This is a genomic window from Bacillus sp. FSL R5-0576 (assembly GCF_038004765.1).
In the GTDB taxonomy this organism is placed as follows: domain Bacteria; phylum Bacillota; class Bacilli; order Bacillales; family Bacillaceae; genus Bacillus; species Bacillus subtilis.
In genome coordinates this window covers 2,087,780-2,110,791 of record NZ_JBBORU010000001.1, presented here as the reverse complement: position 1 = coordinate 2,110,791, position 23,012 = coordinate 2,087,780, and the positions used below count along the sequence as shown (strand labels likewise).

General features: G+C 43.7%; 25 protein-coding genes. All 25 read left to right on the top strand.

Annotated features, from left to right (window positions below; translation table 11 throughout):
• The first annotated feature begins 152 nt into the window (after positions 1 to 152).
• A complete protein-coding gene (gene hepS, locus NX903_RS10635; RefSeq protein ID WP_144486747.1) occupies positions 153 to 908 on the top strand; it encodes a heptaprenyl diphosphate synthase component 1 in 756 nt (251 codons plus the stop codon).
• A gap of 6 nt (positions 909 to 914) precedes the next feature.
• Complete coding sequence (menG, locus tag NX903_RS10630; RefSeq protein WP_086344019.1) at positions 915 to 1,616, top strand: demethylmenaquinone methyltransferase; 702 nt, start codon at positions 915 to 917, stop codon at positions 1,614 to 1,616.
• Between the two features lie 25 nt (positions 1,617 to 1,641).
• Positions 1,642 to 2,604 (top strand): heptaprenyl diphosphate synthase component II, encoded by a 963-nt coding sequence (gene hepT, locus NX903_RS10625; RefSeq protein ID WP_003246013.1) that lies wholly within the window; start codon positions 1,642 to 1,644, stop codon positions 2,602 to 2,604.
• A gap of 115 nt (positions 2,605 to 2,719) precedes the next feature.
• Positions 2,720 to 3,169, top strand: coding sequence for a nucleoside-diphosphate kinase (gene ndk / locus NX903_RS10620; RefSeq protein WP_010886554.1), 450 nt, complete (start codon positions 2,720 to 2,722; stop codon positions 3,167 to 3,169).
• Between the two features lie 236 nt (positions 3,170 to 3,405).
• A complete protein-coding gene (cheR, locus tag NX903_RS10615) occupies positions 3,406 to 4,176 on the top strand; it encodes a protein-glutamate O-methyltransferase CheR (RefSeq protein ID WP_086344018.1) in 771 nt (256 codons plus the stop codon).
• Positions 4,177 to 4,250: 74 nt separating this feature from the next.
• Positions 4,251 to 5,423 (top strand): chorismate synthase, encoded by a 1,173-nt coding sequence (aroC, locus tag NX903_RS10610; protein WP_004398727.1) that lies wholly within the window; start codon positions 4,251 to 4,253, stop codon positions 5,421 to 5,423.
• Complete coding sequence (aroB, locus tag NX903_RS10605) at positions 5,423 to 6,511, top strand: 3-dehydroquinate synthase (RefSeq protein ID WP_086344017.1); 1,089 nt, start codon at positions 5,423 to 5,425, stop codon at positions 6,509 to 6,511. Before aroC ends, aroB begins: the two co-directional genes overlap by 1 nt.
• Positions 6,508 to 6,891 carry a chorismate mutase gene (aroH, locus tag NX903_RS10600; protein WP_004398675.1) on the top strand — a complete coding sequence of 128 codons (384 nt, stop codon included), beginning with the start codon at positions 6,508 to 6,510 and terminating at the stop codon, positions 6,889 to 6,891. The genes aroB and aroH overlap by 4 nt, the downstream gene beginning before the upstream one ends.
• A 216-nt stretch (positions 6,892 to 7,107) precedes the next feature.
• The gene (gene trpE, locus NX903_RS10595) at positions 7,108 to 8,655 is read left to right on the top strand and encodes an anthranilate synthase component I (RefSeq protein WP_086344016.1); all 1,548 of its coding nucleotides are present in this window, start codon (positions 7,108 to 7,110) and stop codon (positions 8,653 to 8,655) included.
• Entirely contained in the window at positions 8,627 to 9,643 is a 1,017-nt protein-coding gene (trpD, locus tag NX903_RS10590) for an anthranilate phosphoribosyltransferase (protein ID WP_014480124.1), read from the top strand. The genes trpE and trpD overlap by 29 nt, the downstream gene beginning before the upstream one ends.
• Positions 9,636 to 10,388 (top strand): indole-3-glycerol phosphate synthase TrpC, encoded by a 753-nt coding sequence (trpC, locus tag NX903_RS10585; protein ID WP_015714170.1) that lies wholly within the window; start codon positions 9,636 to 9,638, stop codon positions 10,386 to 10,388. Before trpD ends, trpC begins: the two co-directional genes overlap by 8 nt.
• A gap of 4 nt (positions 10,389 to 10,392) precedes the next feature.
• Positions 10,393 to 11,040, top strand: a complete 648-nt coding sequence (locus NX903_RS10580) for a phosphoribosylanthranilate isomerase (protein ID WP_086344015.1) — start codon at positions 10,393 to 10,395, stop codon at positions 11,038 to 11,040.
• Entirely contained in the window at positions 11,021 to 12,223 is a 1,203-nt protein-coding gene (gene trpB, locus NX903_RS10575) for a tryptophan synthase subunit beta (protein ID WP_021481540.1), read from the top strand. Before NX903_RS10580 ends, trpB begins: the two co-directional genes overlap by 20 nt.
• A complete protein-coding gene (gene trpA / locus NX903_RS10570) occupies positions 12,216 to 13,019 on the top strand; it encodes a tryptophan synthase subunit alpha (RefSeq protein WP_021481539.1) in 804 nt (267 codons plus the stop codon). The genes trpB and trpA overlap by 8 nt, the downstream gene beginning before the upstream one ends.
• 10 nt (positions 13,020 to 13,029) lie before the next feature.
• Positions 13,030 to 14,112, top strand: coding sequence for a histidinol-phosphate transaminase (gene hisC / locus NX903_RS10565; protein ID WP_004399129.1), 1,083 nt, complete (start codon positions 13,030 to 13,032; stop codon positions 14,110 to 14,112).
• 48 nt (positions 14,113 to 14,160) lie between these two features.
• Positions 14,161 to 15,276: a prephenate dehydrogenase gene (locus NX903_RS10560; protein ID WP_003230615.1), complete on the top strand. Its 1,116-nt coding sequence runs from the start codon at positions 14,161 to 14,163 to the stop codon at positions 15,274 to 15,276.
• 10 nt (positions 15,277 to 15,286) lie between these two features.
• Positions 15,287 to 16,573, top strand: coding sequence for a 3-phosphoshikimate 1-carboxyvinyltransferase (aroA, locus tag NX903_RS10555; RefSeq protein WP_086344607.1), 1,287 nt, complete (start codon positions 15,287 to 15,289; stop codon positions 16,571 to 16,573).
• Positions 16,574 to 16,907: 334 nt separating this feature from the next.
• The gene (locus NX903_RS10550; protein ID WP_003230620.1) at positions 16,908 to 18,179 is read left to right on the top strand and encodes a tetratricopeptide repeat protein; all 1,272 of its coding nucleotides are present in this window, start codon (positions 16,908 to 16,910) and stop codon (positions 18,177 to 18,179) included.
• Between the two features lie 71 nt (positions 18,180 to 18,250).
• Positions 18,251 to 18,790 (top strand): ReoY family proteolytic degradation factor, encoded by a 540-nt coding sequence (locus tag NX903_RS10545; RefSeq protein WP_004399171.1) that lies wholly within the window; start codon positions 18,251 to 18,253, stop codon positions 18,788 to 18,790.
• Between the two features lie 54 nt (positions 18,791 to 18,844).
• Positions 18,845 to 19,291, top strand: coding sequence for a YpiF family protein (locus NX903_RS10540; protein WP_086344014.1), 447 nt, complete (start codon positions 18,845 to 18,847; stop codon positions 19,289 to 19,291).
• 141 nt (positions 19,292 to 19,432) lie between these two features.
• Positions 19,433 to 19,936, top strand: coding sequence for a ubiquinol-cytochrome c reductase iron-sulfur subunit (locus NX903_RS10535; RefSeq protein ID WP_003230627.1), 504 nt, complete (start codon positions 19,433 to 19,435; stop codon positions 19,934 to 19,936).
• A gap of 1 nt (position 19,937) precedes the next feature.
• Positions 19,938 to 20,612, top strand: coding sequence for a menaquinol-cytochrome c reductase cytochrome b subunit (gene qcrB, locus NX903_RS10530; RefSeq protein ID WP_003225560.1), 675 nt, complete (start codon positions 19,938 to 19,940; stop codon positions 20,610 to 20,612).
• A 34-nt stretch (positions 20,613 to 20,646) separates the two neighbouring features.
• Positions 20,647 to 21,414 carry a menaquinol-cytochrome c reductase cytochrome b/c subunit gene (locus tag NX903_RS10525; protein ID WP_004398051.1) on the top strand — a complete coding sequence of 256 codons (768 nt, stop codon included), beginning with the start codon at positions 20,647 to 20,649 and terminating at the stop codon, positions 21,412 to 21,414.
• Between the two features lie 110 nt (positions 21,415 to 21,524).
• Positions 21,525 to 22,118, top strand: a complete 594-nt coding sequence (locus NX903_RS10520) for a DUF1405 domain-containing protein (RefSeq protein ID WP_172401334.1) — start codon at positions 21,525 to 21,527, stop codon at positions 22,116 to 22,118.
• Between the two features lie 68 nt (positions 22,119 to 22,186).
• Entirely contained in the window at positions 22,187 to 22,981 is a 795-nt protein-coding gene (ypjB, locus tag NX903_RS10515; protein ID WP_086344013.1) for a sporulation protein YpjB, read from the top strand.
• Positions 22,982 to 23,012: the final 31 nt, after the last annotated feature.

Sequence of the window (23,012 nt, the reverse complement as noted above, 5' to 3'; positions counted from 1 at the left end):
CCGCTGTTAAAAGCAAATGCTCGCAAACAGCGGGAGGATACAGCCAATTTCTTTTTTTTATGCTATAATGATACCTGCGTAAGCGAATGAAAAGATAAAACTCATACATAGATTAAGAAATAAATGTGAATTTGGGGACAAGGGTGATATTTTTGCAAGACATCTACGGAACTTTAGCCAATCTGAACACGAAATTAAAACAAAAGCTGTCTCATCCTTATTTAGCGAAGCATATTTCTGCGCCGAAAATTGATGAGGATAAGCTTCTTCTTTTTCATGCTTTATTTGAAGAAGCTGACATAAAAAACAACGACAGAGAAAATTATATTGTAACAGCGATGCTTGTACAAAGCGCCCTTGATACCCATGATGAAGTGACGACAGCTAGAGTCATAAAACGAGACGAAAACAAAAACCGCCAATTGACTGTTCTCGCGGGCGATTATTTCAGCGGGCTGTACTACTCTTTACTATCTGAAATGAAGGATATCTACATGATTCGGACGCTTGCTACAGCCATTAAAGAAATCAACGAACATAAAATTCGTCTATATGACCGTTCTTTCAAGGACGAAAACGATTTTTTCGAAAGTGTCGGCATCGTTGAATCAGCTTTATTCCATCGTGTGGCGGAACACTTCAACCTCCCGCGCTGGAAAAAGCTGTCGAGTGATTTTTTTGTATTTAAGCGGCTTATGAACGGAAATGATGCATTTCTGGATGTGATCGGCAGTTTTATACAGCTGGGAAAAACAAAAGAAGAGATATTAGAAGTTTGTTTTAAAAAAGCGAAAAACAGCATTGAGTCACTTCTGCCTCTAAATTCACCTATTCAGAACATTTTAATAAACCGTCTGAAGACAATCAGCCAAGATCAAACCTATCATCAGAAAGTGGAAGAAGGGTAAACCATTATGCAGGACTCAAAAGAACAGCGCGTACACGGAGTATTTGAAAAAATATATAAAAACTATGACCAAATGAACTCTGTCATCAGTTTTCAGCAGCATAAAAAATGGCGCGACAAAACGATGCGCATCATGAATGTAAAAGAAGGCGCAAAAGCACTTGATGTCTGCTGCGGAACGGCTGACTGGACGATCGCTCTTGCAAAAGCGGCCGGCAAAAGCGGCGCGATCAAGGGCTTGGATTTCAGTGAAAATATGCTGAGTGTCGGCGAGCAGAAAGTAAAAGACGGCGGATTCAGCCAAATTGAACTGCTGCACGGAAATGCGATGGAGCTTCCTTTTGATGATGATACATTTGATTATGTCACCATTGGCTTCGGACTCCGCAATGTCCCTGATTACTTGACTGTACTGAAAGAGATGAGACGTGTAGTGAAGCCGGGCGGGCAGGTGGTATGTCTGGAAACGTCCCAGCCGGAAATGTTCGGATTTAGACAGGCTTACTTTATGTACTTTAAGTATATTATGCCGTTTTTCGGGAAACTGTTTGCGAAGAGCTATAAAGAATATTCTTGGCTTCAAGAATCAGCCAGAGATTTCCCTGGAATGAAGGAACTGGCAGGCCTGTTTGAAGAGGCGGGCCTGAAAAATGTTAAATATCATTCGTTTACTGGCGGAGTCGCTGCCACGCATATCGGATGGAAATGAAAACACAGATGTTTGGGTGAATGATATGAAATTTAAAATGGCCTACTCTTTTTTAAATGACGATATTGATGTAATCGAAAGAGAACTTGAACAAACCGTACGTTCCGATTACCCGCTTTTAAGCGAGGCAGGTCTTCACCTGCTGCAGGCCGGAGGGAAACGTATTCGTCCTGTTTTCGTGCTGCTTTCCGGCATGTTTGGCGATTACGATATTAATAAGATTAAATATGTCGCCGTCACTCTGGAAATGATTCACATGGCATCTTTGGTTCATGATGATGTCATTGATGATGCGGAGCTTCGCCGAGGAAAACCGACAATCAAAGCAAAGTGGGACAATCGTATTGCGATGTACACAGGCGATTATATGCTTGCGGGATCTCTTGAAATGATGACGAGAATTAACGAACCGAAAGCCCATAGGATTTTGTCACAGACGATCGTTGAAGTTTGTCTAGGGGAAATTGAGCAGATCAAAGACAAATACAACATGGAACAAAATCTCAGAACGTATCTCCGCCGTATCAAAAGAAAAACGGCTCTCTTGATCGCGGTCAGCTGCCAGCTTGGTGCTATTGCGTCTGGAGCTGATGAGAAGATTCATAAGGCATTGTACTGGTTTGGGTATTACGTCGGCATGTCTTATCAGATTATTGATGATATTCTTGATTTTACTTCAACTGAAGAAGAACTGGGTAAACCCGTTGGAGGAGATTTGCTTCAAGGAAACGTCACATTGCCAGTGCTGTATGCCCTGAAAAATCCTGCATTAAAAAACCAGCTTAAATTGATTAACAGTGAGACAACGCAGGAACAGCTTGAACCAATCATTGAAGAAATCAAAAAAACAGATGCAATTGAAGCATCTATGGCAGTAAGCGAAATGTATCTGCAGAAAGCTTTTCAGAAATTAAACACGCTTCCTCGAGGGCGCGCACGCTCGTCTCTTGCAGCCATCGCAAAATATATCGGTAAAAGAAAATTTTAATTTTTGTAGATATTAAGAAATTTCTCCGCCCCGGATTGATTAATTATCAGAAAGATGTTACGATTTCGGTGTGCAGTGTGAAAGCCTATACATACATAATGATGGGGTGGAGAATATGATGGAAAAGACTTTTATCATGGTGAAACCAGACGGTGTCCAACGTCAGCTCATTGGGGACATTTTATCTAGATTCGAACGTAAGGGCTTACAATTAGCTGGCGCCAAGTTAATGAGAGTGACTGAACAAATGGCTGAGAAACACTACGCCGAACATCAAGGAAAGCCTTTCTTCGGAGAGCTCGTTGAGTTTATTACTTCAGGACCTGTATTCGCAATGGTGTGGGAAGGCGAAAATGTCATTGAAGTGACGAGACAGCTGATCGGGAAAACAAACCCTAAAGAAGCTTTACCTGGTACGATTCGTGGGGATTATGGCATGTTTGTCGGAAAAAACATCATCCACGGCTCTGATTCTCTCGAAAGTGCAGAACGCGAGATTAACATTTTCTTTAAGAATGAAGAATTAGTATCATATCAGCAGCTTATGGCAGGCTGGATCTATTAATCATTGTGAAAATAAGTAACAGAGCCGGCATCATATAACGCCGCCGGTTTTTGATCTGTTTTGTAAAGGTTTACATTAAAGTGAATAAAGGGTTGAATGGCAATGTGCATCAGACCTCTGCCTTTCCCAACGATCTAAAATCAGCTGAAAAGCTGATTTTTTTATTGAAACAATACAATTTCCTGATAAAACAAGCTATACTAGGACAAAAAGACAGCGAGACTGGGAGAGTAGAGATGGATACATACAGCGTATTTACAACGAAATGGAAACAATTAACCGGAGTCGATTTGACACTATATAAAGAAGCACAAATGAAGAGAAGGCTAACGTCACTTTATGAGAAAAAGGGGTTCCAAAGCTTTAAGGACTTTGCGGCGGCATTGGAAGAGGATCAAGCTCTCTTAAATGAAACATTGGACAGAATGACGATCAATGTTTCAGAATTTTATCGTAATTATAAAAGGTGGGAAGTTCTTGAGACTGCAATTCTGCCGTTAATCAAGACCTCTAGGCCTTTAAAGATTTGGAGTGCCGCCTGCTCAACGGGGGAGGAGCCATACACGCTTGCCATGCTTTTGGACCAGCAAAAAGGTCTTCCGGGCTATCAGATTTTGGCGACGGATATTGATGAAAAAGCATTGGAAAAAGCGAAAAAAGGCGTTTATCAGGAGCGGTCTTTACAGGAAGTGCCGCTATCTGTGAAAGATCGTTATTTTACGCAAAACGCAAATAGAAGTTATGAAGTAAAACCGGAAATCAAAAAGAATATTACATTCAAAAAGCACAATTTGCTGGCGGATCGTTATGAACAAGACTTTGACTTAATCGTGTGCCGCAATGTATTTATTTATTTTACAGAAAGCGCGAAGGAAGAGCTGTATTTAAAAATGGCACATAGCTTGAAGAAGAATGGAGTTCTTTTTGTCGGCAGCACCGAGCAAATCTTCAACCCCGAGAAATTTGGCCTAGTCCCAGCCGATACATTCTTTTATCAAAAAAGATAGACTGACTTTTTGCTGAAAAATATGTTATAGTAGTTTTACTTAAAAGCGTTAATGCGATGAAGGGAGAAGAAGTCATGAGATATTTAACAGCCGGAGAATCACACGGCCCCCAACTGACAACCATTATTGAGGGTGTACCTGCCGGGCTTTACATAACGGAGGAAGATATCAATTTTGAGCTTGCCAGACGCCAAAAAGGACACGGCCGCGGCCGCCGCATGCAGATCGAAAAAGACCAGGCCAAAATTATGAGCGGGGTGCGCCATGCACGTACACTCGGTTCACCAATTGCTCTCGTAGTTGAAAATAACGATTGGAAGCATTGGACAAAAATCATGGGCGCCGCTCCAATTACAGAAGATGAAGAAAAGGAAATGAAGCGCCAGATTTCCAGACCGAGACCTGGGCACGCTGACTTAAACGGTGCAATTAAATATAATCATCGTGATATGAGAAATGTGCTTGAGCGTTCTTCAGCAAGGGAAACAACTGTCAGAGTGGCGGCAGGGGCTGTAGCTAAAAAGATTCTTTCTGAGCTTGGCATTAAGGTGGCGGGCCACGTGTTGCAAATTGGCGCTGTTAAAGCTGAAAAAACAGAATATACGTCAATTGAAGACCTGCAGCGCGTAACGGAAGAGTCTCCTGTCAGATGCTACGATGAAGAGGCAGGCAAAAAAATGATGGCTGCCATTGATGAAGCAAAGGCAAACGGAGATTCCATCGGCGGAATAGTAGAAGTCATTGTCGAGGGAATGCCGGTAGGCGTGGGCAGCTATGTCCATTATGACCGCAAGCTGGATAGCAAGCTTGCTGCCGCTGTTCTGTCAATTAACGCATTTAAAGGTGTGGAATTCGGCATCGGATTTGAGGCAGCAGGGCGAAATGGAAGCGAAGTCCATGACGAGATCATTTGGGACGAGGAAAAAGGATACACCCGTGCTACTAACAGACTTGGAGGACTGGAAGGCGGCATGACGACAGGAATGCCAATCGTTGTCCGCGGAGTCATGAAGCCGATTCCGACTTTGTATAAACCGCTGAAAAGTGTCGATATTGAAACGAAAGAACCGTTTTCCGCCAGCATAGAACGTTCAGACAGCTGTGCTGTTCCTGCGGCAAGTGTAGTCGCTGAAGCGGCTGTCGCTTGGGAAATTGCGAACGCAGTCGTTGAACAATTCGGATTAGATCAAATTGACCGCATTAGAGAAAATGTGGAGAATATGAGAAAACTGTCGAGGGAATTTTAATGAAGACACTGCATGTTCAAACTGCTTCCTCGTCATATCCTGTTTTTATCGGACAAGGTATCAGAAAAAAGGCTTGCGAACTATTAACCTCTTTAAACAGGCCTTTAACAAGGATTATGCTTGTCACGGATGAAGAAGTAGACCGCCTGTATGGTGATGAAATACTTCATTTGCTGCAAGATAAATGGCCTGTGAAAAAAGTGACGGTACCGAGTGGAGAGCAGGCAAAATCCATGGACATGTACACAAAATTGCAGAGTGAAGCGATTCGTTTTCATTTGGATCGCTCCTCATGCATCATCGCATTCGGTGGCGGTGTTGTAGGAGATCTTGCCGGTTTTGTGGCAGCCACTTTTATGCGCGGCATTGATTTCATTCAAATGCCTACAACGCTTTTGGCACATGACAGCGCAGTCGGAGGAAAAGTAGCCGTGAACCATCCGCTTGGAAAAAATCTAATCGGTGCGTTTTATCAGCCGAAAGCCGTGCTCTATGATACAGATTTCCTGCGTTCTCTGCCTGAAAAAGAGCTTAGGTCCGGAATGGCAGAAGTGATTAAACACGCTTTTATCTATGACAGAGCGTTTCTGGAGGAGCTGCTGAATATCCACTCACTGCGTGATATCACTAATGATCAGCTGAATGACATGATTTTTAAAGGCATTTCAATTAAAGCGTCTGTCGTTCAGCAGGATGAAAAAGAAGAGGGGATAAGAGCTTACTTAAACTTTGGGCATACGCTCGGTCATGCCGTTGAGGCGGAATATGGATACGGGCAGATCACTCACGGTGATGCCGTAGCCCTCGGAATGCAGTTTGCTTTATATATAAGCGAAAAGACTGTAGGCTGTGAAATGGACAGAAAACGTTTGGTCAGCTGGCTAAAAAGCCTGGGTTATCCAAGTCAAATCAGAAAAGAGACGGAAACTTCGGTTCTCTTGGACCGTATGATGAATGATAAGAAAACCCGTGGCGGGAAGATTCAGTTTATTGTGCTCAACGAATTAGGGAAAGTTGCTGATCATACATTTTCCAGAAATGAACTTGAGAGCTGGCTGAACAAATGGCGATTGGAGGAGACATCATGATGATTCGCGGAATTCGCGGAGCAACTACAGTTGAACGGGATACTGAAGAAGAAATTTTACAAAAAACAAAACAGCTGTTAGAGAAAATCATAGAAGAAAATCATACAAAACCGGAAGATGTTGTTCAAATGCTTCTTTCGGCTACACCTGACTTGCACGCTGTTTTCCCGGCAAAAGCTGTTCGCGAGCTTTCAGGATGGCAGTATGTACCGGTAACATGTATGCAGGAAATGGACGTAACGGGCGGTCTGAAAAAGTGCATAAGAGTCATGATGACGGTCCAGACAGATGTCCCTCAGGATCAGATCAGACATGTATATTTAGAAAAAGCCGTCGTATTGAGGCCCGATTTATCATTGACAAAAAATACTGAATTGTAATACGATAAGAATAGCTTAGAAATACACAAGAGTGTGTATAAAGCGATTAGAATGAGTTGAGTTAGAGAATAGGGTAGCAGAGAATGAGTTTAGTTGAGCTGAGACATGTATGTTTATTCTACCCAAAAGAAGTCTTTCTTTTGGGTTTATTTGTTATATAGTATTTTATCCTCTCATGCCATCTTCTCATTCTCCTTGCCATAAGGAGTGAGAGCAATGAATTTCCAATCAAACATTTCCGCATTTTTAGAGGACAGCTTGTCCCACCACACGATACCGATTGTGGAGACCTTCACAGTCGATACACTGACACCCATTCAAATGATAGAGAAGCTTGACAGGGAGATTACGTATCTTCTTGAAAGCAAGGACGATACATCCACTTGGTCAAGATATTCGTTTATCGGCCTGAATCCATTTCTCACAATTAAAGAAGAGCAGGGCCGTTTTTCGGCCGCTGATCAGGACAGCAAATCTCTTTACACAGGAAATGAACTAAAAGAAGTGCTGAACTGGATGAATACCACATACAAAATCAAAACACCTCAGCTTGGCATTCCTTTTGTCGGCGGAGCTGTCGGGTACTTAAGCTATGATATGATCCCGCTGATTGAGCCTTCTGTTCCTTCGCATAGAAAAGAAACAGACATGGAAAAGTGCATGCTGTTTGTTTGCCGGACATTAATTGCGTATGATCATGAAACCAAAAACGTCCACTTTATCCAATATGCAAGGCTCACTGGAGAGGAAACAGAAAACGAAAAAATGGATGTATTCCATCAAAATCATCTGGAGCTCCAAAATCTCATCGAAAAAATGATGGACCAAAAAAACATAAAAGAGCTGTTTCTCTCTGCTGATTCATACAAGACACCCAGCTTTGAGACGGTATCTTCTAATTATGAAAAATCGGCTTTTATGGCTGATGTAGAAAAAATCAAAAGCTATATAAAAGCAGGCGATATCTTCCAGGGTGTTTTATCACAAAAATTTGAGGTGCCGATAAAAGCAGATGCTTTTGAGTTATACCGAGTGCTTAGGATCGTCAATCCTTCGCCGTATATGTATTATATGAAACTGCTAGACAGAGAAATAGTCGGCAGCTCTCCGGAACGGTTAATACACGTTCAAGACGGGCACTTAGAAATCCATCCGATTGCCGGTACGAGAAAACGCGGTGCAGACAAAGCTGAAGATGAGAGACTGAAGGTTGAGCTCATGAAGGATGAAAAAGAAAAAGCGGAGCATTACATGCTCGTTGATCTTGCCCGAAACGATATCGGCAGAGTAGCAGAGTATGGTTCAGTTTCTGTGCCGGAGTTCACAAAAATTGTTTCCTTTTCACATGTCATGCACATTATCTCGGTGGTTACAGGCCGATTGAAAAAAGGGGTTCATCCTGTCGATGCACTGATGTCTGCTTTCCCGGCGGGGACTTTAACAGGCGCACCCAAAATCCGTGCCATGCAGCTTTTGCAAGAGCTCGAGCCAACACCGAGAGAGACATACGGAGGATGTATTGCCTACATTGGATTTGACGGGAATATCGACTCTTGCATTACGATTCGCACGATGAGTGTAAAGAACGGCGTTGCATCGATACAGGCAGGTGCTGGCATTGTTGCTGATTCTGTTCCGGAAGCCGAATACGAAGAAAGCTGTAATAAAGCCGGTGCGCTGCTGAAAACGATTCATATTGCAGAAGACATGTTTCATAGCAAGGAGGATAAAGCTGATGAACAGATTTCTACAATTGTGCGTTGACGGAAAAACCCTTACTGCCGGTGAGGCTGAAACGCTGATGAATATGATGATGGCAGCGGAAATGACTCCTTCGGAAATGGGTGGTATATTGTCAATTCTTGCTCATCGGGGGGAGACGCCAGAAGAGCTTGCGGGTTTTGTGAAGGCAATGCGGGCACACGCTCTTACAGTCGATGGACTTCCTGATATTGTTGATACATGCGGAACAGGGGGAGACGGTATTTCCACTTTTAATATCTCAACGGCCTCGGCAATTGTTGCCTCGGCAGCTGGCGCGAAAATCGCTAAGCATGGCAATCGCTCTGTCTCTTCTAAAAGCGGAAGCGCTGATGTTTTAGAGGAGCTAGAGGTTTCTATTCAAACCACTCCCGAAAAGGTCAAAAGCAGCATTGAAACAAACAACATGGGATTTCTTTTTGCGCCGCTTTACTATTCGTCTATGAAACATGTAGCAGGTACTAGAAAAGAGCTAGGTTTCAGAACGGTATTTAATCTGCTTGGGCCGCTCAGCAATCCTTTACAGGCGAAGCGTCAGGTGATTGGGGTCTATTCTGTTGAAAAAGCTGGACTGATGGCAAGCGCACTGGAGACGTTTCAGCCGAAGCACGTCATGTTTGTATCAAGCCGTGACGGTTTAGATGAGCTTTCAATTACAGCACCGACCGATGTGATTGAATTAAAGGACGGAGAGCGCCGGGAATATACCGTTTCACCCGAAGATTTCGGTTTCACAAATGGCAGACTTGAAGATTTACAGGTGCAGTCACCGAAAGAGAGCGCCTATCTCATTCAGAATATTTTTGAAAATAAAAGCAGCAGTTCCGCTTTATCTATTACGGCTTTTAATGCGGGAGCTGCGATTTACACGGCGGGAATTACCGCCTCACTGAAGGAAGGAACGGAGCTGGCGTTAGAGACGATTACAAGCGGAGGCGCTGCCGCGCAGCTTGAACGACTAAAGCAGAAAGAGGAAGAGATCTATGCTTGAAAAAATCATCAAACAAAAGAAAGAAGAAGTGAAAACACTGGTTTTGCCGGTAGAGCAGCCTTTCGAGAAACGTTCATTTAAGGAGGCGCTGGCAAGCCCGAATCGGTTTATTGGGTTGATTGCCGAAGTGAAGAAAGCATCGCCGTCAAAAGGGCTTATTAAAGAGGATTTTGTGCCTGTTCAGATTGCAAAAGACTATGAAGCTGCGAAGGCAGATGCGATTTCCGTTTTAACAGACACCCCGTTTTTTCAAGGGGAAAACAGCTATTTATCAGACGTAAAGCGTGCTGTTTCGATTCCTGTACTTAGAAAAGATTTTATCATTGATTCTCTTCAAGTAGAGGAATCAAGAAGAATCGGAGCGGATGCCATATTGTTAATCGGCGAGGTGCTTGATCCCTTACACCTTCATGAATTATATCTTGAAGCAGGTGAAAAGGGGATGGACGTGTTAGTGGAGGTTCATGATGCATCAACGCTAGAACAAATATTGAAAGTGTTCACACCCGACATTCTCGGCGTAAACAATCGAAACCTAAAAACGTTTGAAACATCTGTAAAGCAGACAGAACAAATCGCATCTCTCGTTCCGAAAGAATCCTTGCTTGTCAGCGAAAGCGGAATCGGTTCTTTAGAACATTTAACATTTGTCAATGAACATGGGGCGCGAGCTGTACTTATCGGTGAATCATTGATGAGACAAACTTCTCAGCGTAAAGCAATCCATGCTTTGTTTGGGGAGTGAGGTTGTGAAGAAACCGGCATTAAAATATTGCGGTATTCGGTCACTAAAGGATTTGCAGCTTGCGGCGGAATCACAGGCTGATTACCTAGGATTTATTTTTGCTGAAAGCAAACGAAAAGTATCTCCGGAAGATGTGAAAAAATGGCTGAACCAAGTTCGGGTCGAAAAACAGGTTGCAGGTGTTTTTGTTAATGAATCAATAGAGACGATGTCACGTATTGCCAAGAGCTTGAAGCTCGACGTCATTCAGCTTCACGGTGATGAAAAACCGGCGGATGCTGATGCTCTTTGCAAGCTGACTGGCTGTGAAATATGGAAGGCGCTTCACCATCAGGATAACACAACTCAAGAAATAGCCCGCTTTAAAGATCATGTTGACGGCTTTGTGATCGATTCGTCTGTAAAAGGGTCTAGAGGCGGAACTGGTGTTGCATTTTCTTGGGAATGTGTGCCGGAATATCAGCAGGCGGCTATTGGTAAACGCTGCTTTATCGCTGGCGGCGTGAATCCGGATAGCATCACAGGCCTATTGAAATGGCAGCCAGAAGGAATTGACCTTGCCAGCGGAATTGAAAAAAACGGACAAAAAGATCAGAATCTGATGAGGCTTTTAGAAGAAAGGATGAACCGATATGTATCCATATCCGAATGAAATAGGCAGATACGGTGATTTTGGAGGAAAGTTTGTTCCGGAAACACTCATGCAGCCGTTAGATGAAATAGAAACAGCATTTAAACAAATCAAGGATGATCCCGCTTTTCGTGAAGAGTATTATAAGCTGTTAAAGGACTATTCCGGACGGCCGACTGCATTAACATACGCTGATCGAGTCACTGAATACTTAGGCGGCGCGAAAATCTATTTGAAACGAGAAGATTTAAACCATACAGGTTCTCATAAAATCAATAATGCGCTAGGTCAAGCGCTGCTTGCTAAAAAAATGGGCAAAACGAAAATCATTGCTGAAACCGGTGCCGGCCAGCATGGCGTAGCCGCTGCAACAGTTGCAGCCAAATTCGGCTTTTCCTGTACAGTGTTTATGGGTGAAGAGGATGTTGCCCGCCAGTCTCTGAACGTTTTCCGCATGAAGCTTCTTGGAGCGGAGGTAGTGCCTGTAACAAGTGGAAACGGAACATTGAAGGATGCCACAAATGAGGCGATCCGGTACTGGGTTCAGCATTGTGAGGATCACTTTTATATGATTGGATCAGTTGTCGGCCCGCATCCTTATCCGCAAGTGGTCCGTGAATTTCAAAAAATGATCGGAGAGGAAGCGAAGGACCAGTTGAAACGTATTGAAGGCACTCTGCCTGATAAAGTAGTGGCATGTGTAGGCGGAGGAAGCAATGCGATAGGTATGTTTCAGGCATTTTTAAATGAAGATGTTGAACTGATCGGCGCTGAAGCAGCAGGAAAAGGAATTGATACGCCTCTTCATGCCGCCACTATTTCGAAAGGAACCGTAGGGGTTATTCACGGTTCATTGACTTATCTCATTCAGGATGAATTCGGGCAAATTATTGAGCCCTACTCTATTTCAGCCGGTCTCGACTATCCTGGAATCGGTCCGGAGCACGCATACTTGCATAAGAGCGGCCGTGTCACTTATGACAGTATCACTGATGAAGAAGCGGTGGATGCATTAAAGCTTTTGTCAGAAAAAGAGGGGATTTTGCCGGCAATCGAATCTGCCCATGCGTTAGCGAAAGCATTCAAACTCGCCAAAGGAATGGATCGCGGTCAACTCATTCTCGTCTGTTTATCAGGACGGGGAGACAAGGATGTCAACACATTAATGAAGGTATTGGAAGAAGAGGTGAAAGCCCATGTTTAAATTGGATCTTCAACCATCAGAAAAATTGTTTATCCCGTTTATTACGGCGGGCGATCCAGTTCCTGAGGTTTCGATTGAACTGGCGAAGTCACTCCAAAAAGCAGGCGCCACTGCATTGGAGCTTGGTGTTGCATACTCTGACCCGCTTGCAGACGGTCCGGTGATCCAGCGGGCTTCAAAGCGGGCACTTGATCAAGGAATGAATATCGTAAAGGCAATCGAATTAGGCGGAGAAATGAAAAAAAACGGAGTGAATATTCCGATTATCCTCTTTACGTATTATAATCCTGTGTTACAATTGAACAAAGAATACTTTTTCGCTTTACTGCGGGAAAATCATATTGACGGTCTGCTTGTTCCGGATCTGCCACTAGAAGAAAGCAACAGCCTTCAAGAGGAATGTAAAAGCCATGAGGTGACGTATATTTCTTTGGTTGCGCCGACAAGCGAAAGCCGTTTGAAAACCATTATTGAACAAGCCGAGGGCTTCGTCTACTGTGTGTCTTCTCTGGGTGTGACCGGTGTCCGCAATGAGTTCAATTCATCCGTGTACCCGTTCATTCGGACAGTGAAGAATCTCAGCACTGTTCCGGTCGCCGTAGGGTTCGGTATATCAAACCGTGAACAGGTCATAAAGATGAATGAGATTAGTGACGGTGTCGTAGTGGGAAGCGCGCTCGTCAGAAAAATAGAAGAATTAAAGGACCGGCTCATCAGCGCTGAAACGAGAAATCAGGCGCTGCAGGAGTTTGAGGATTATGCAATGGCGTTTGGCGGCTTGTACAGTTTAAAATGAGGTGACTGATTTGCGTATCAAAGAACATTTAAAACAGCTGAAGCCTTATCAGCCTGGAAAGCCGATTGAAGCAGTGAAATCAGAATATGGCTTGGATAAAGTTGTGAAGCTTGCTTCAAACGAGAATCCTTACGGCTGTTCAGAGGCTGCAAAAGAGGCGCTTCATCATGAGATTCAACAGCTAGCCCTTTACCCGGACGGGTATAGCGCCGCTTTGCGGACAAGGCTCAGTAAGCACCTCAATGTCAGCGAAACATCACTTATTTTCGGCAACGGTTCTGATGAAATCATACAGATCATCTGCCGGGCATTTTTAAACGATAAAACAAACACGGTTACTGCTGCCCCCACTTTTCCGCAATATAAACATAATGCGGTTATTGAAGGTGCTGAAGTACGTGAAATTGCACTTCGTCCCGACGGCTCACATGATTTAGACGCCATGTTAGAAGCCATCGACGAACAGACACAAGTCGTTTGGATATGCAGCCCGAATAATCCGACTGGCACTTATACATCTGAAGGAGAATTACTCGCATTTCTGGAGCGCGTTCCTTCTCGTGTCCTTGTCGTTCTTGACGAAGCATATTATGAATATGTAACAGCAGAGGATTACCCGGAAACCGTGCCGCTCTTAAGCAAGTATTCCAATTTGATGATTTTGCGCACATTTTCAAAGGCATACGGTCTGGCAGCGCTCAGAGTCGGATACGGAATTGCTGACGAGAACCTGATTCGCCAGATTGAGCCGGCGAGAGAGCCGTTTAATACCAGCCGTCTGGGCCAGGCTGCGGCGATTGCAGCACTTGATGATCAAGCGTTTATTGCTTCCTGTGTCGAGCAAAATAATGCAGGCCTTCAGCAGTATTATGATTTTGCGAAAACTCATGGTTTAAAGTGCTACCCTTCACAGACAAATTTTGTGTTAATTGACTTTAAACGTCCTGCTGATGAACTGTTTCAGGCTCTGCTGGAAAAAGGCTATATCGTCCGGTCAGGAAACGCATTAGGTTTCCCGACATCACTCCGGATTACGATCGGAACAAAAGAGCAAAATGAAGAAATACTTGCCATTTTAGCTGAAATTTTATAAGAGGTGATCAAATATCACCTCTTTAGTCTATAAACCAGGTGATGACGTATGAATCAAATGAAAGATACAATATTGCTCGCCGGTCTCGGATTGATAGGCGGTTCGATTGCCCTAGCCATCAAAAAAAATCATCCCGGCAAACGGATTATCGGAATCGACATCTCTGATGAACAGGCGGTAGCGGCATTAAAATTAGGCGTGATAGACGATCGTGCTGATTCGTTTATTAGCGGTGTGAAAGAGGCAGCTACAGTAATCATTGCGACACCTGTTGAACAAACACTGGTTATGCTTGAAGAGCTGGCTCATTCAGGAATTGAACATGAGCTTTTGATTACGGATGTAGGAAGCACAAAGCAAAAAGTGGTTGATTACGCTGATCAAGTGTTGCCTAGCCGCTATCAATTTGTCGGAGGGCATCCGATGGCGGGTTCACATAAATCAGGAGTGGCCGCTGCGAAGGAGTTCCTGTTTGAAAATGCATTTTATATTTTAACGCCAGGCCAGAAAACGGACAAACAAGCTGTGGAACAGTTAAAAAACCTGCTGAAGGGGACGAATGCCCATTTTGTGGAAATGTCGCCAGAGGAGCATGATGGCGTTACAAGCGTAATCAGTCATTTTCCGCATATTGTAGCAGCTAGCCTTGTTCACCAAACCCATCATTCGGAAAACCTGTATCCGCTTGTTAAGCGTTTTGCTGCCGGCGGGTTCAGAGATATTACAAGGATTGCATCAAGCAGCCCGGCAATGTGGCGGGATATTTTATTACATAATAAAGATAAAATCTTAGACCGTTTTGATGAGTGGATTCGTGAAATTGACAAGATCCGTACATATGTAGAACAAGAAGATGCGGAAAATCTATTTCGTTATTTTAAAACAGCCAAGGATTATCGCGACGGGCTGCCGCTTCGGCAGAAGGGAGCGATACCTGCATTTTATGATTTATATGTGGATGTACCCGATCATCCGGGTGTAATATCCGAGATAACAGCGATCTTAGCTGCGGAGCGCATCAGTATCACGAATATCCGCATTATCGAAACACGAGAGGATATTAACGGGATTTTAAGGATCAGTTTTCAGTCTGATGACGACCGCAAAAGGGCAGAACAATGCATTGAAGCCCGGGCGGAATATGAAACTTTTTATGCTGATTGAGGTGGAAAAAATGAAACGAGAAAAGGTGCAGACCTTACATGGAGAAATACATATTCCCGGTGATAAATCCATTTCTCACCGCTCTGTTATGTTTGGCGCGCTAGCGGCAGGCACAACAACAGTTAAAAACTTTCTGCCGGGAGCAGATTGTCTGAGCACGATCGATTGCTTTAGAAAAATGGGTGTTCACATTGAGCAAAGCAGCAGCGATGTCGTGATTCACGGAAAAGGAATCGATGCCCTGAAAGAGCCAGAAAGCCTTTTAGATGTCGGAAATTCAGGTACAACGATTCGCCTGATGCTCGGAATATTGGCGGGCCGTCCTTTTTACAGCGCGGTAGCCGGAGATGAGAGCATTGCGAAGCGCCCAATGAAGCGTGTGACTGAGCCTTTGAAAAAAATGGGGGCTAAAATCGACGGCAGAGCCGGCGGAGAGTTTACACCGCTGTCAGTGAGCGGCGCTTCATTAAAAGGAATTGATTATGTATCACCTGTTGCAAGCGCGCAAATTAAATCTGCTGTTTTGCTGGCCGGATTACAGGCTGAGGGCACAACAACTGTAACAGAGCCCCATAAATCTCGGGACCACACTGAGCGGATGCTTTCTGCTTTTGGCGTTAAGCTTTCTGAAGATCAAACGAGTGTTTCCATTGCTGGTGGCCAGAAACTGACAGCTGCTGATATTTTTGTTCCTGGAGACATTTCTTCAGCCGCGTTTTTCCTTGCTGCTGGCGCGATGGTTCCAAACAGCAGAATTGTATTGAAAAACGTAGGTTTAAATCCGACTCGGACAGGTATTATTGATGTCCTTCAAAACATGGGGGCAAAACTTGAAATCAAACCATCTGCTGATAGCGGTGCAGAGCCTTATGGAGATTTGATTATAGAAACGTCATCTCTAAAGGCAGTTGAAATCGGAGGAGATATCATTCCGCGTTTAATTGATGAGATCCCTATCATCGCGCTTCTTGCGACTCAGGCGGAAGGAACCACCGTTATTAAGGACGCGGCAGAGCTAAAAGTGAAAGAAACAAACCGTATTGATACTGTTGTTTCTGAGCTTCGCAAGCTGGGTGCTGAAATTGAACCGACAGCAGATGGAATGAAGGTTTATGGCAAACAAACGTTGAAAGGCGGCGCTGCAGTGTCCAGCCGCGGAGATCATCGAATCGGAATGATGCTTGGTATTGCTTCCTGTATAACGGAGGAGCCGATTGAAATCGAGCACACGGATGCCATTCACGTTTCTTATCCAACCTTCTTCGAGCATTTAAATAAGCTTTCGAAAAAATCCTGAAGTTTTACTTCAGGATTTTTTATGCAGATCATAATTCGAGGCGAAAAAACATAGCTTGTCTTATAGAACGGATAGAAAAACGAAAAGGGGGGATGTGCTTTACTTACAAGCCGGCAGGTCAAAGAGCTGCTTTACTGTACAGAGGGCGATCTTCCTTTTTTCATTTTCTATCTCAAGATCTTTTGGTAAACTAATAAGACTCAATAATTCCCTTCCGTACAGAAGCATCTTATTTGCCGGGGGCATTCGTCTGAATTATGATAAGATTAACCCGAACAAATAAAGCTTTTTTGTATGGTTGATGTTGTATAGGAAAAGAAAGGACCGGTCCGATTTGAATACATTGATTCAAGAAGCCATAAAATTAGTTGAAGCAGGTGAAACAGAAAAAGGCCTCAACACGCTCTCGAAGGCTGAAAAACAGCTGCATGATGAAGATAAAGCCATTGCAGCCCAGCTTTATTACGAGTGGGGCGATGTAGAAAAAGCCATTTCACTGATTAGTGATCTACATGATTTATATCCAAATGAAACAGAACTGACGAATTTCTACGCTGAACTTTTAATAGATATTGACGAAGAAGAAAAAGCCCTCGCTGTGCTGGAGACTATTCCGGAAACAGATCCATCATATCCGGAAAGTTTGCTGCTTATGGCGGATCTTTATCAGATGCAGGGGTTATTCGAAGTCAGTGAACAAAAGCTTTTCCAGGCAAAGTCCATTCTGGACAATGAACCTGTTATTGATTTTGCACTGGGAGAACTTTACTTTGCTCAGGGAGCCTATGCAAAAGCGGTTCAATATTTTAAAACAACGGCTGAGGAGCAGAGTGAGATCGGGGGCGTTAATGTCCATCAAAGACTGGCAGAATCGTTAAGTGCCTCAGGTGAATTTGAGGATGCCATTCCATGGTATGAGAAAGCTGTCGATGAGAATCCTGATCCTAATACGATTTTCGGCTATGGTTTTACAGCCTTACAGGCGGGGCTTGTGAAAACAGCTATTAAGCAGCTGTCTGATTTAAAGGAGCTTGATCCATCTTATACTTCACTTTATATGCCGCTCTCGAAAAGCTATGAAGCTGAAGGAATGTATGAAGAGGCATTAAAAACGGCAAAAGAGGGGATCAGATATGATGAATATAACAAAGAACTTTTCCTTTATGCCGCCAAAATGGCCTTAAAAATCGGGAAGTCAGAAGAGGGGAAGAAGCTGCTTCAGGAGGCGCTTGCGCTTGATCCGGGCTTTGTCGAGGCCCTTCATACACTTCTTGCCGTGTATCACAAAGAAGAGGATTATGATCAGATCATTGATCTTATTCAAGAGGTTCGAAGCTACGGTGAAGAAGATCCTAAATACAATTGGTATCTTGCAAGCGCATATACTGAATTAGAGCAATACGAGGAAGCAAAACAATCCTTTGAGGCTGCCTATCTTCATTACCGGGAGGATAGAGATTTCTTATATGAATACGCAAGCTTCCTATTAGAAGAAGGCCTTCAAAAAGAAGCGCTGCCGCTTTTGAAAAAGGTTCTTGAAATGGACGGAGCCAATGAAGAGCTTGAAGAAACGATTTTGCGAATCGAGGATGAATTTTCTAGATAAGCAGGAATATTAACCATTCATGTGGAACATATAAGTATATAGATTATACGAACGATAGAGGAGGGAATTACATGCAGACCCCTGTTTCTGTCAATGAGAAAAAAGATTTTATCCGTTGGTTTTTAAACCATTATCAGTTAAAGCGCCGAGAGTGCGTTTGGATCTTGAACTACTTAATGAGCCATGATTCTCTCATGGAGAAGGTTCATTTTGTGGAGCAGGCTGAATTTTGCCCGAGAGGCATTATAATGTCAACACATTGTGTTGAAGAAGTTCCGTTCCGGTTCTATAAAGAGAATGTCATGACTACCGACGCGGAAAAATCTTTTCATGATATTAGATTAAATAAACAGCAGGATTTGTTTATCCAGCTTAATTTCCGTTCGGCTTACAGCTCACCTGAATATGCGGCGGTGCTGGAGTCCAACCCGCATATTCCGAAAAACCTTTTTGAGAATAAAAAAGATCAGGGATTGGCGGAACAGATTTTAGAGCACGCTATTTCCACATTCCAAAGAGAAAAATTATTAAAAGACATTGACGACGCGTTAGATCGTCATGATAAAGAGGCATTTGAACAATTATCGCGCCAATTAAATCAGCTCACATAATATGACCAGCCTTGCAGTGAATTGCAAGGCTTGTTGCCGTAAAGGGGGAGAACGATGAGGTGGAGAATCACTGATGCCAAGGACTATTTACAAGCTAAGGATTACATTGATACCGCTGTCATGCCATTAATTAACATAAGGGTTAATAACCATTTTAAAATGGCGGCGGAGAAAGGCGAGTTTACGCAGCTTCTCTCAGAAGAACTTGAAAGGCAGTTAAAGGGACGGGTATATTTACTTCCGCCTTATACATATGTTGATAGAAATGAAATAACCGTTCAAGGGCTTAAGGATTTGCGGGAAGAGCTGATAACGGAATTTCCGCATGTTGTCCTGCTCACATCTGACGAAAGTTGGAGAGCTGAGGATGCGTTAGGCAAAATCATTGTTACACCGTCTGTTCCATTAGAGCATTTAAATGACTCTTTAAAAAGAAAAATATTGGATGAACGCACTGCTGAAATTTTGAACGTTTTGTTACAGTTATGGAGCACTTCATAAAAACACTTACATTTCCTTATAAACAATATTTTGGCTATATTGACCTTGCTGAGAGATTCATATATTATGAGGGTGTCTAGAGTTATTGCAATATTTTCTATTTTAGTTAGTTTGCAGGGGTACCTAGAGGGGGGAGAAGAGATGGGCGGAAAACATGATATATCCAGACGTCAATTTTTGAATTACACGCTCACAGGCGTAGGAGGTTTTATGGCGGCTAGTATGCTCATGCCTATGGTTCGCTTCGCACTCGACCCGGTATTAAAATCGACAGGGAAGCAGGATATGGTTCAGGTTGTCAGCGTTGATGAGTTGACAAAAGAGCCGCAGCGCTTTGATTTTAAAATTAATCAAGTCGATGCCTGGTATGAGTCAGAAGAGTCAAGATCAGCCTGGGTCTTCAAAAACGGGGATGAAATTGTAGCACTTTCGCCAATTTGTAAACATTTAGGGTGTACGGTGAACTGGAATAGTGATCCTAAAAACCCGAATAAATTCTTTTGTCCATGCCATTACGGACTCTATGAAAAGGACGGCACCAATGTCCCTGGCACGCCGCCGCTTGCGCCTCTTGATCATTATGAGCAAGAAGTAAAAGACGGCTTCCTGTATCTTGGAAAAGCAAAGCCTAAGGGGGAAGGGTGACATGCTGAACAAAATTTATGACTGGGTAGACGAGCGGCTTGATATTACACCGATGTGGAGGGATATTGCCGATCACGAAGTACCGGAACATGTGAATCCCGCCCATCATTTCTCTGCGTTTGTGTATTGCTTTGGGGGACTGACGTTTTTTGTAACCGTTATCCAAGTATTATCTGGAATGTTTTTAACGATGTATTATGTGCCTGATATCAAAAATGCCTGGGAATCGGTATATTATTTGCAAAATGAAGTAGCATTCGGCCAGATTGTCAGGGGGATGCACCACTGGGGTGCGAGCCTGGTCATTGTGATGATGTTTTTACATACGCTGAGGGTCTTTTTCCAAGGCGCGTATAAAAAACCGCGCGAGCTGAACTGGATTGTCGGTGTGCTGATCTTTTTTGTTATGCTCGGTCTTGGCTTTACAGGCTACTTGCTTCCTTGGGATATGAAGGCTCTGTTTGCAACAAAAGTCGGGCTGCAGATCGCCGAAGCCACGCCTTTGATCGGAACGCAGGTTAAAACGCTCCTTGCAGGGCATCCGGATATTGTAGGCGCCCAAACGCTGACTAGGTTTTTTGCGATCCATGTATTTTTTCTTCCTGCCGCATTGTTCGGGCTGATGGCTGCACATTTTATTATGATCCGGAAGCAGGGAATTTCAGGACCGCTTTAAACTCTTGATCTGCGAATAAAAGGGAGGGGATGACATGCACCGGGGCAAAGGGATGAAATTTGTAGGCGACTCAAGGATACCGGCTGAAAAAAAGCCGAATATACCGAAGGATTATTCGGAGTATCCCGGTAAAACAGAGGCTTTCTGGCCAAATTTCTTGTTAAAGGAATGGATGGTTGGAGCTGTCTTTCTCATCGGTTTTCTCGTTTTGACGATTGTGCATCAGCCGCCTTTGGAGCGGATGGCGGACCCGACTGATACTGGTTATATTCCGCTGCCGGATTGGTATTTTCTTTTCTTATACCAGCTGTTGAAGTATGAATACGCCGCTGGAAGCTTTACAGTGGTCGGCGCCATGATTATGCCAGGTCTCGCTTTTGGGGCCCTGCTTTTGGCTCCATTCCTAGACAGAGGGACAGAAAGAAGGCCGTGGAAGCGTCCGGTCGCTGTCGGTATGATGCTTCTGGCCATTTCCGCTGCTGTATTTTTGACGTGGCAGTCAGTTGCTACTCATGACTGGGCCAAGGCAGAAGAACAGGGGAAAATCACAAAAGAAGCCGACATTGACACCAATGCAGAAGGATATAAGGTCTTTAAGGAACAGGGCTGTATTTCTTGCCATGGGGATAACCTTCAGGGAGGAGCGGCTGGGCCTTCATTGGTTGACAGCGGGCTGAAACCGGAAGAAATCAAAAAAATCGCTGTAGAAGGAAAAGGCAAAATGCCGGCGGGTGTGTTCAAAGGAAATGATAAGCAGCTCGAAGAACTTGCAAAATTTATTTCTGAAACAACCGCAAAATAACGTATTGTGAATTGTCAAATGGAAGGATATACTTTTATTATCAAAAGCTGACCCGGCGTCAGCTTTTTTATATGGACATATTATTTTTACAGACTGAGAGTTGATTCGATGTGAAATGGTTTCAATATGTATTAGGGCAGCGGCCGATACTTATTCTTGTCTTAGCCATTAATTTTCTGGGAACGGTTTACGGCTACTATTGGTACTTGCCGCAGCTTTTGGAGACACCGGCCCGTTTCCTGATTTTTGTTCCGGACAGTCCGACAGCAACGTTTTTCTTTCTGTTTGTGCTGCTTGCCTTTCTCATGAAACGGAATGCTCCGCTCTTTGAGGCGCTTGCGCTAGTTACCCTCGTAAAGTATGGCCTATGGGCGGTGGCTATGAATTTTCTTGTGCTTGCAGTAACTGGTGACTTGCCGTGGGAGGGCTACATGCTAATTGCTTCGCATTTTGCAATGGCAGTTCAAGGCGTATTATACAGTCCGTATTTTCGTTTTTCATTTTGGCATCTTGCAATTGCTGCAGTCTGGACACTGCATAACGATGTCATTGACTACTTGTTTGATATGATGCCGCAATACTCTATGCTTTCTGATTATATGACTGAAATAGGATACGGAACATTTTGGCTAAGCATCTTTTCAATCGGGCTTGCTTACTTTCTTGTGGTCTCGAAAAAGCAAACGAAGCTTGAGCTGATGTAAAGACAATGTTGGTCTATCCTTGTCCCTTTCTTCATATTCTGTAAGGAGAGAGAGTGGGAGGGACCTGCATGAAACGAAAGCTGACGATCTGTTTGTTGATTGCACTTATTTTTTATAATGGAAATGCCAAGGCTGCAGAGCGGGGAAGCCTCGAGGAATTGAATGATTTATCCGATACAGTCTTTCAAATGACCCGACAGGCGAAATATGAAGAGGCGCTTCAAGTCTTGGAGTATTTTGAAAAAACATTAAAATCCGCTGAGAAAAAACAGCAAGACCCCATGCTAACGGGAGCCCAAATCCGTCAAATCACATTGGGCTATAATGATATGGTTCGGAGTTTAAAGCAAGCTGATACATCAGACACACAAAAACTCAGAGCAGCCGCGCAGTTCAGAATGCTGATGGATGCGGTTGACAATCGGTCTGACCCGCTTTGGGGTTCACTGGAAAAACCAATTATGGAAGCTTTTACTGAGCTGAAGCGAGATGTCCAAAAGAATGGAAGCACAAGCTTTCATGAAAAATGGAATGAATTTATCAGTTTATATGACTTGATTTACCCCAGTCTTACAATCGATGTATCAGAGGATCAGCTTGAAACAGTCGGAAAACATATAGATGTTATTGAGCAAGAGGAGTTTCAGCAAATGACAGAGAGCACGAAGCTTGAACGGCTTTCCCTTCTTCAGCAAGACCTGAAAAATGTGTTTGACAGGGTGGAGGAGGATGATGCCGATCCGTCTTTACTCTGGGTGATGATTACAACCGGCAGTATCATCATTACTGCTCTTACCTATGTCGGTTACAGAAAGTACAAGGCGGAAAAAAACAAGCTGAAAAAAAGGGACTACCCTAAATAAGGATGAGGGGCGGCGGTCAGCCGCCTTTTTT

What these genes read in the sequence shown, in the direction of transcription:
- NX903_RS10545 (WP_004399171.1), top strand. Translation starts at nt 18,251, where the DNA reads ATGCAGACCCCTGTTTCTGTCAATGAGAAAAAAGATTTTATCCGTTGG.
- ypjB (WP_086344013.1), top strand. Translation starts at nt 22,187, where the DNA reads ATGAAACGAAAGCTGACGATCTGTTTGTTGATTGCACTTATTTTTTAT.
- trpC (WP_015714170.1), top strand. Translation starts at nt 9,636, where the DNA reads ATGCTTGAAAAAATCATCAAACAAAAGAAAGAAGAAGTGAAAACACTG.
- NX903_RS10560 (WP_003230615.1), top strand. Translation starts at nt 14,161, where the DNA reads ATGAATCAAATGAAAGATACAATATTGCTCGCCGGTCTCGGATTGATA.
- trpE (WP_086344016.1), top strand. Translation starts at nt 7,108, where the DNA reads ATGAATTTCCAATCAAACATTTCCGCATTTTTAGAGGACAGCTTGTCC.
- qcrB (WP_003225560.1), top strand. Translation starts at nt 19,938, where the DNA reads ATGCTGAACAAAATTTATGACTGGGTAGACGAGCGGCTTGATATTACA.
- aroC (WP_004398727.1), top strand. Translation starts at nt 4,251, where the DNA reads ATGAGATATTTAACAGCCGGAGAATCACACGGCCCCCAACTGACAACC.
- trpA (WP_021481539.1), top strand. Translation starts at nt 12,216, where the DNA reads ATGTTTAAATTGGATCTTCAACCATCAGAAAAATTGTTTATCCCGTTT.
- NX903_RS10540 (WP_086344014.1), top strand. Translation starts at nt 18,845, where the DNA reads ATGAGGTGGAGAATCACTGATGCCAAGGACTATTTACAAGCTAAGGAT.
- hepT (WP_003246013.1), top strand. Translation starts at nt 1,642, where the DNA reads ATGAAATTTAAAATGGCCTACTCTTTTTTAAATGACGATATTGATGTA.
- ndk (WP_010886554.1), top strand. Translation starts at nt 2,720, where the DNA reads ATGATGGAAAAGACTTTTATCATGGTGAAACCAGACGGTGTCCAACGT.
- aroB (WP_086344017.1), top strand. Translation starts at nt 5,423, where the DNA reads ATGAAGACACTGCATGTTCAAACTGCTTCCTCGTCATATCCTGTTTTT.
- trpD (WP_014480124.1), top strand. Translation starts at nt 8,627, where the DNA reads ATGAACAGATTTCTACAATTGTGCGTTGACGGAAAAACCCTTACTGCC.
- cheR (WP_086344018.1), top strand. Translation starts at nt 3,406, where the DNA reads ATGGATACATACAGCGTATTTACAACGAAATGGAAACAATTAACCGGA.
- aroA (WP_086344607.1), top strand. Translation starts at nt 15,287, where the DNA reads ATGAAACGAGAAAAGGTGCAGACCTTACATGGAGAAATACATATTCCC.
- NX903_RS10535 (WP_003230627.1), top strand. Translation starts at nt 19,433, where the DNA reads ATGGGCGGAAAACATGATATATCCAGACGTCAATTTTTGAATTACACG.
- trpB (WP_021481540.1), top strand. Translation starts at nt 11,021, where the DNA reads ATGTATCCATATCCGAATGAAATAGGCAGATACGGTGATTTTGGAGGA.
- NX903_RS10525 (WP_004398051.1), top strand. Translation starts at nt 20,647, where the DNA reads ATGCACCGGGGCAAAGGGATGAAATTTGTAGGCGACTCAAGGATACCG.
- aroH (WP_004398675.1), top strand. Translation starts at nt 6,508, where the DNA reads ATGATGATTCGCGGAATTCGCGGAGCAACTACAGTTGAACGGGATACT.
- menG (WP_086344019.1), top strand. Translation starts at nt 915, where the DNA reads ATGCAGGACTCAAAAGAACAGCGCGTACACGGAGTATTTGAAAAAATA.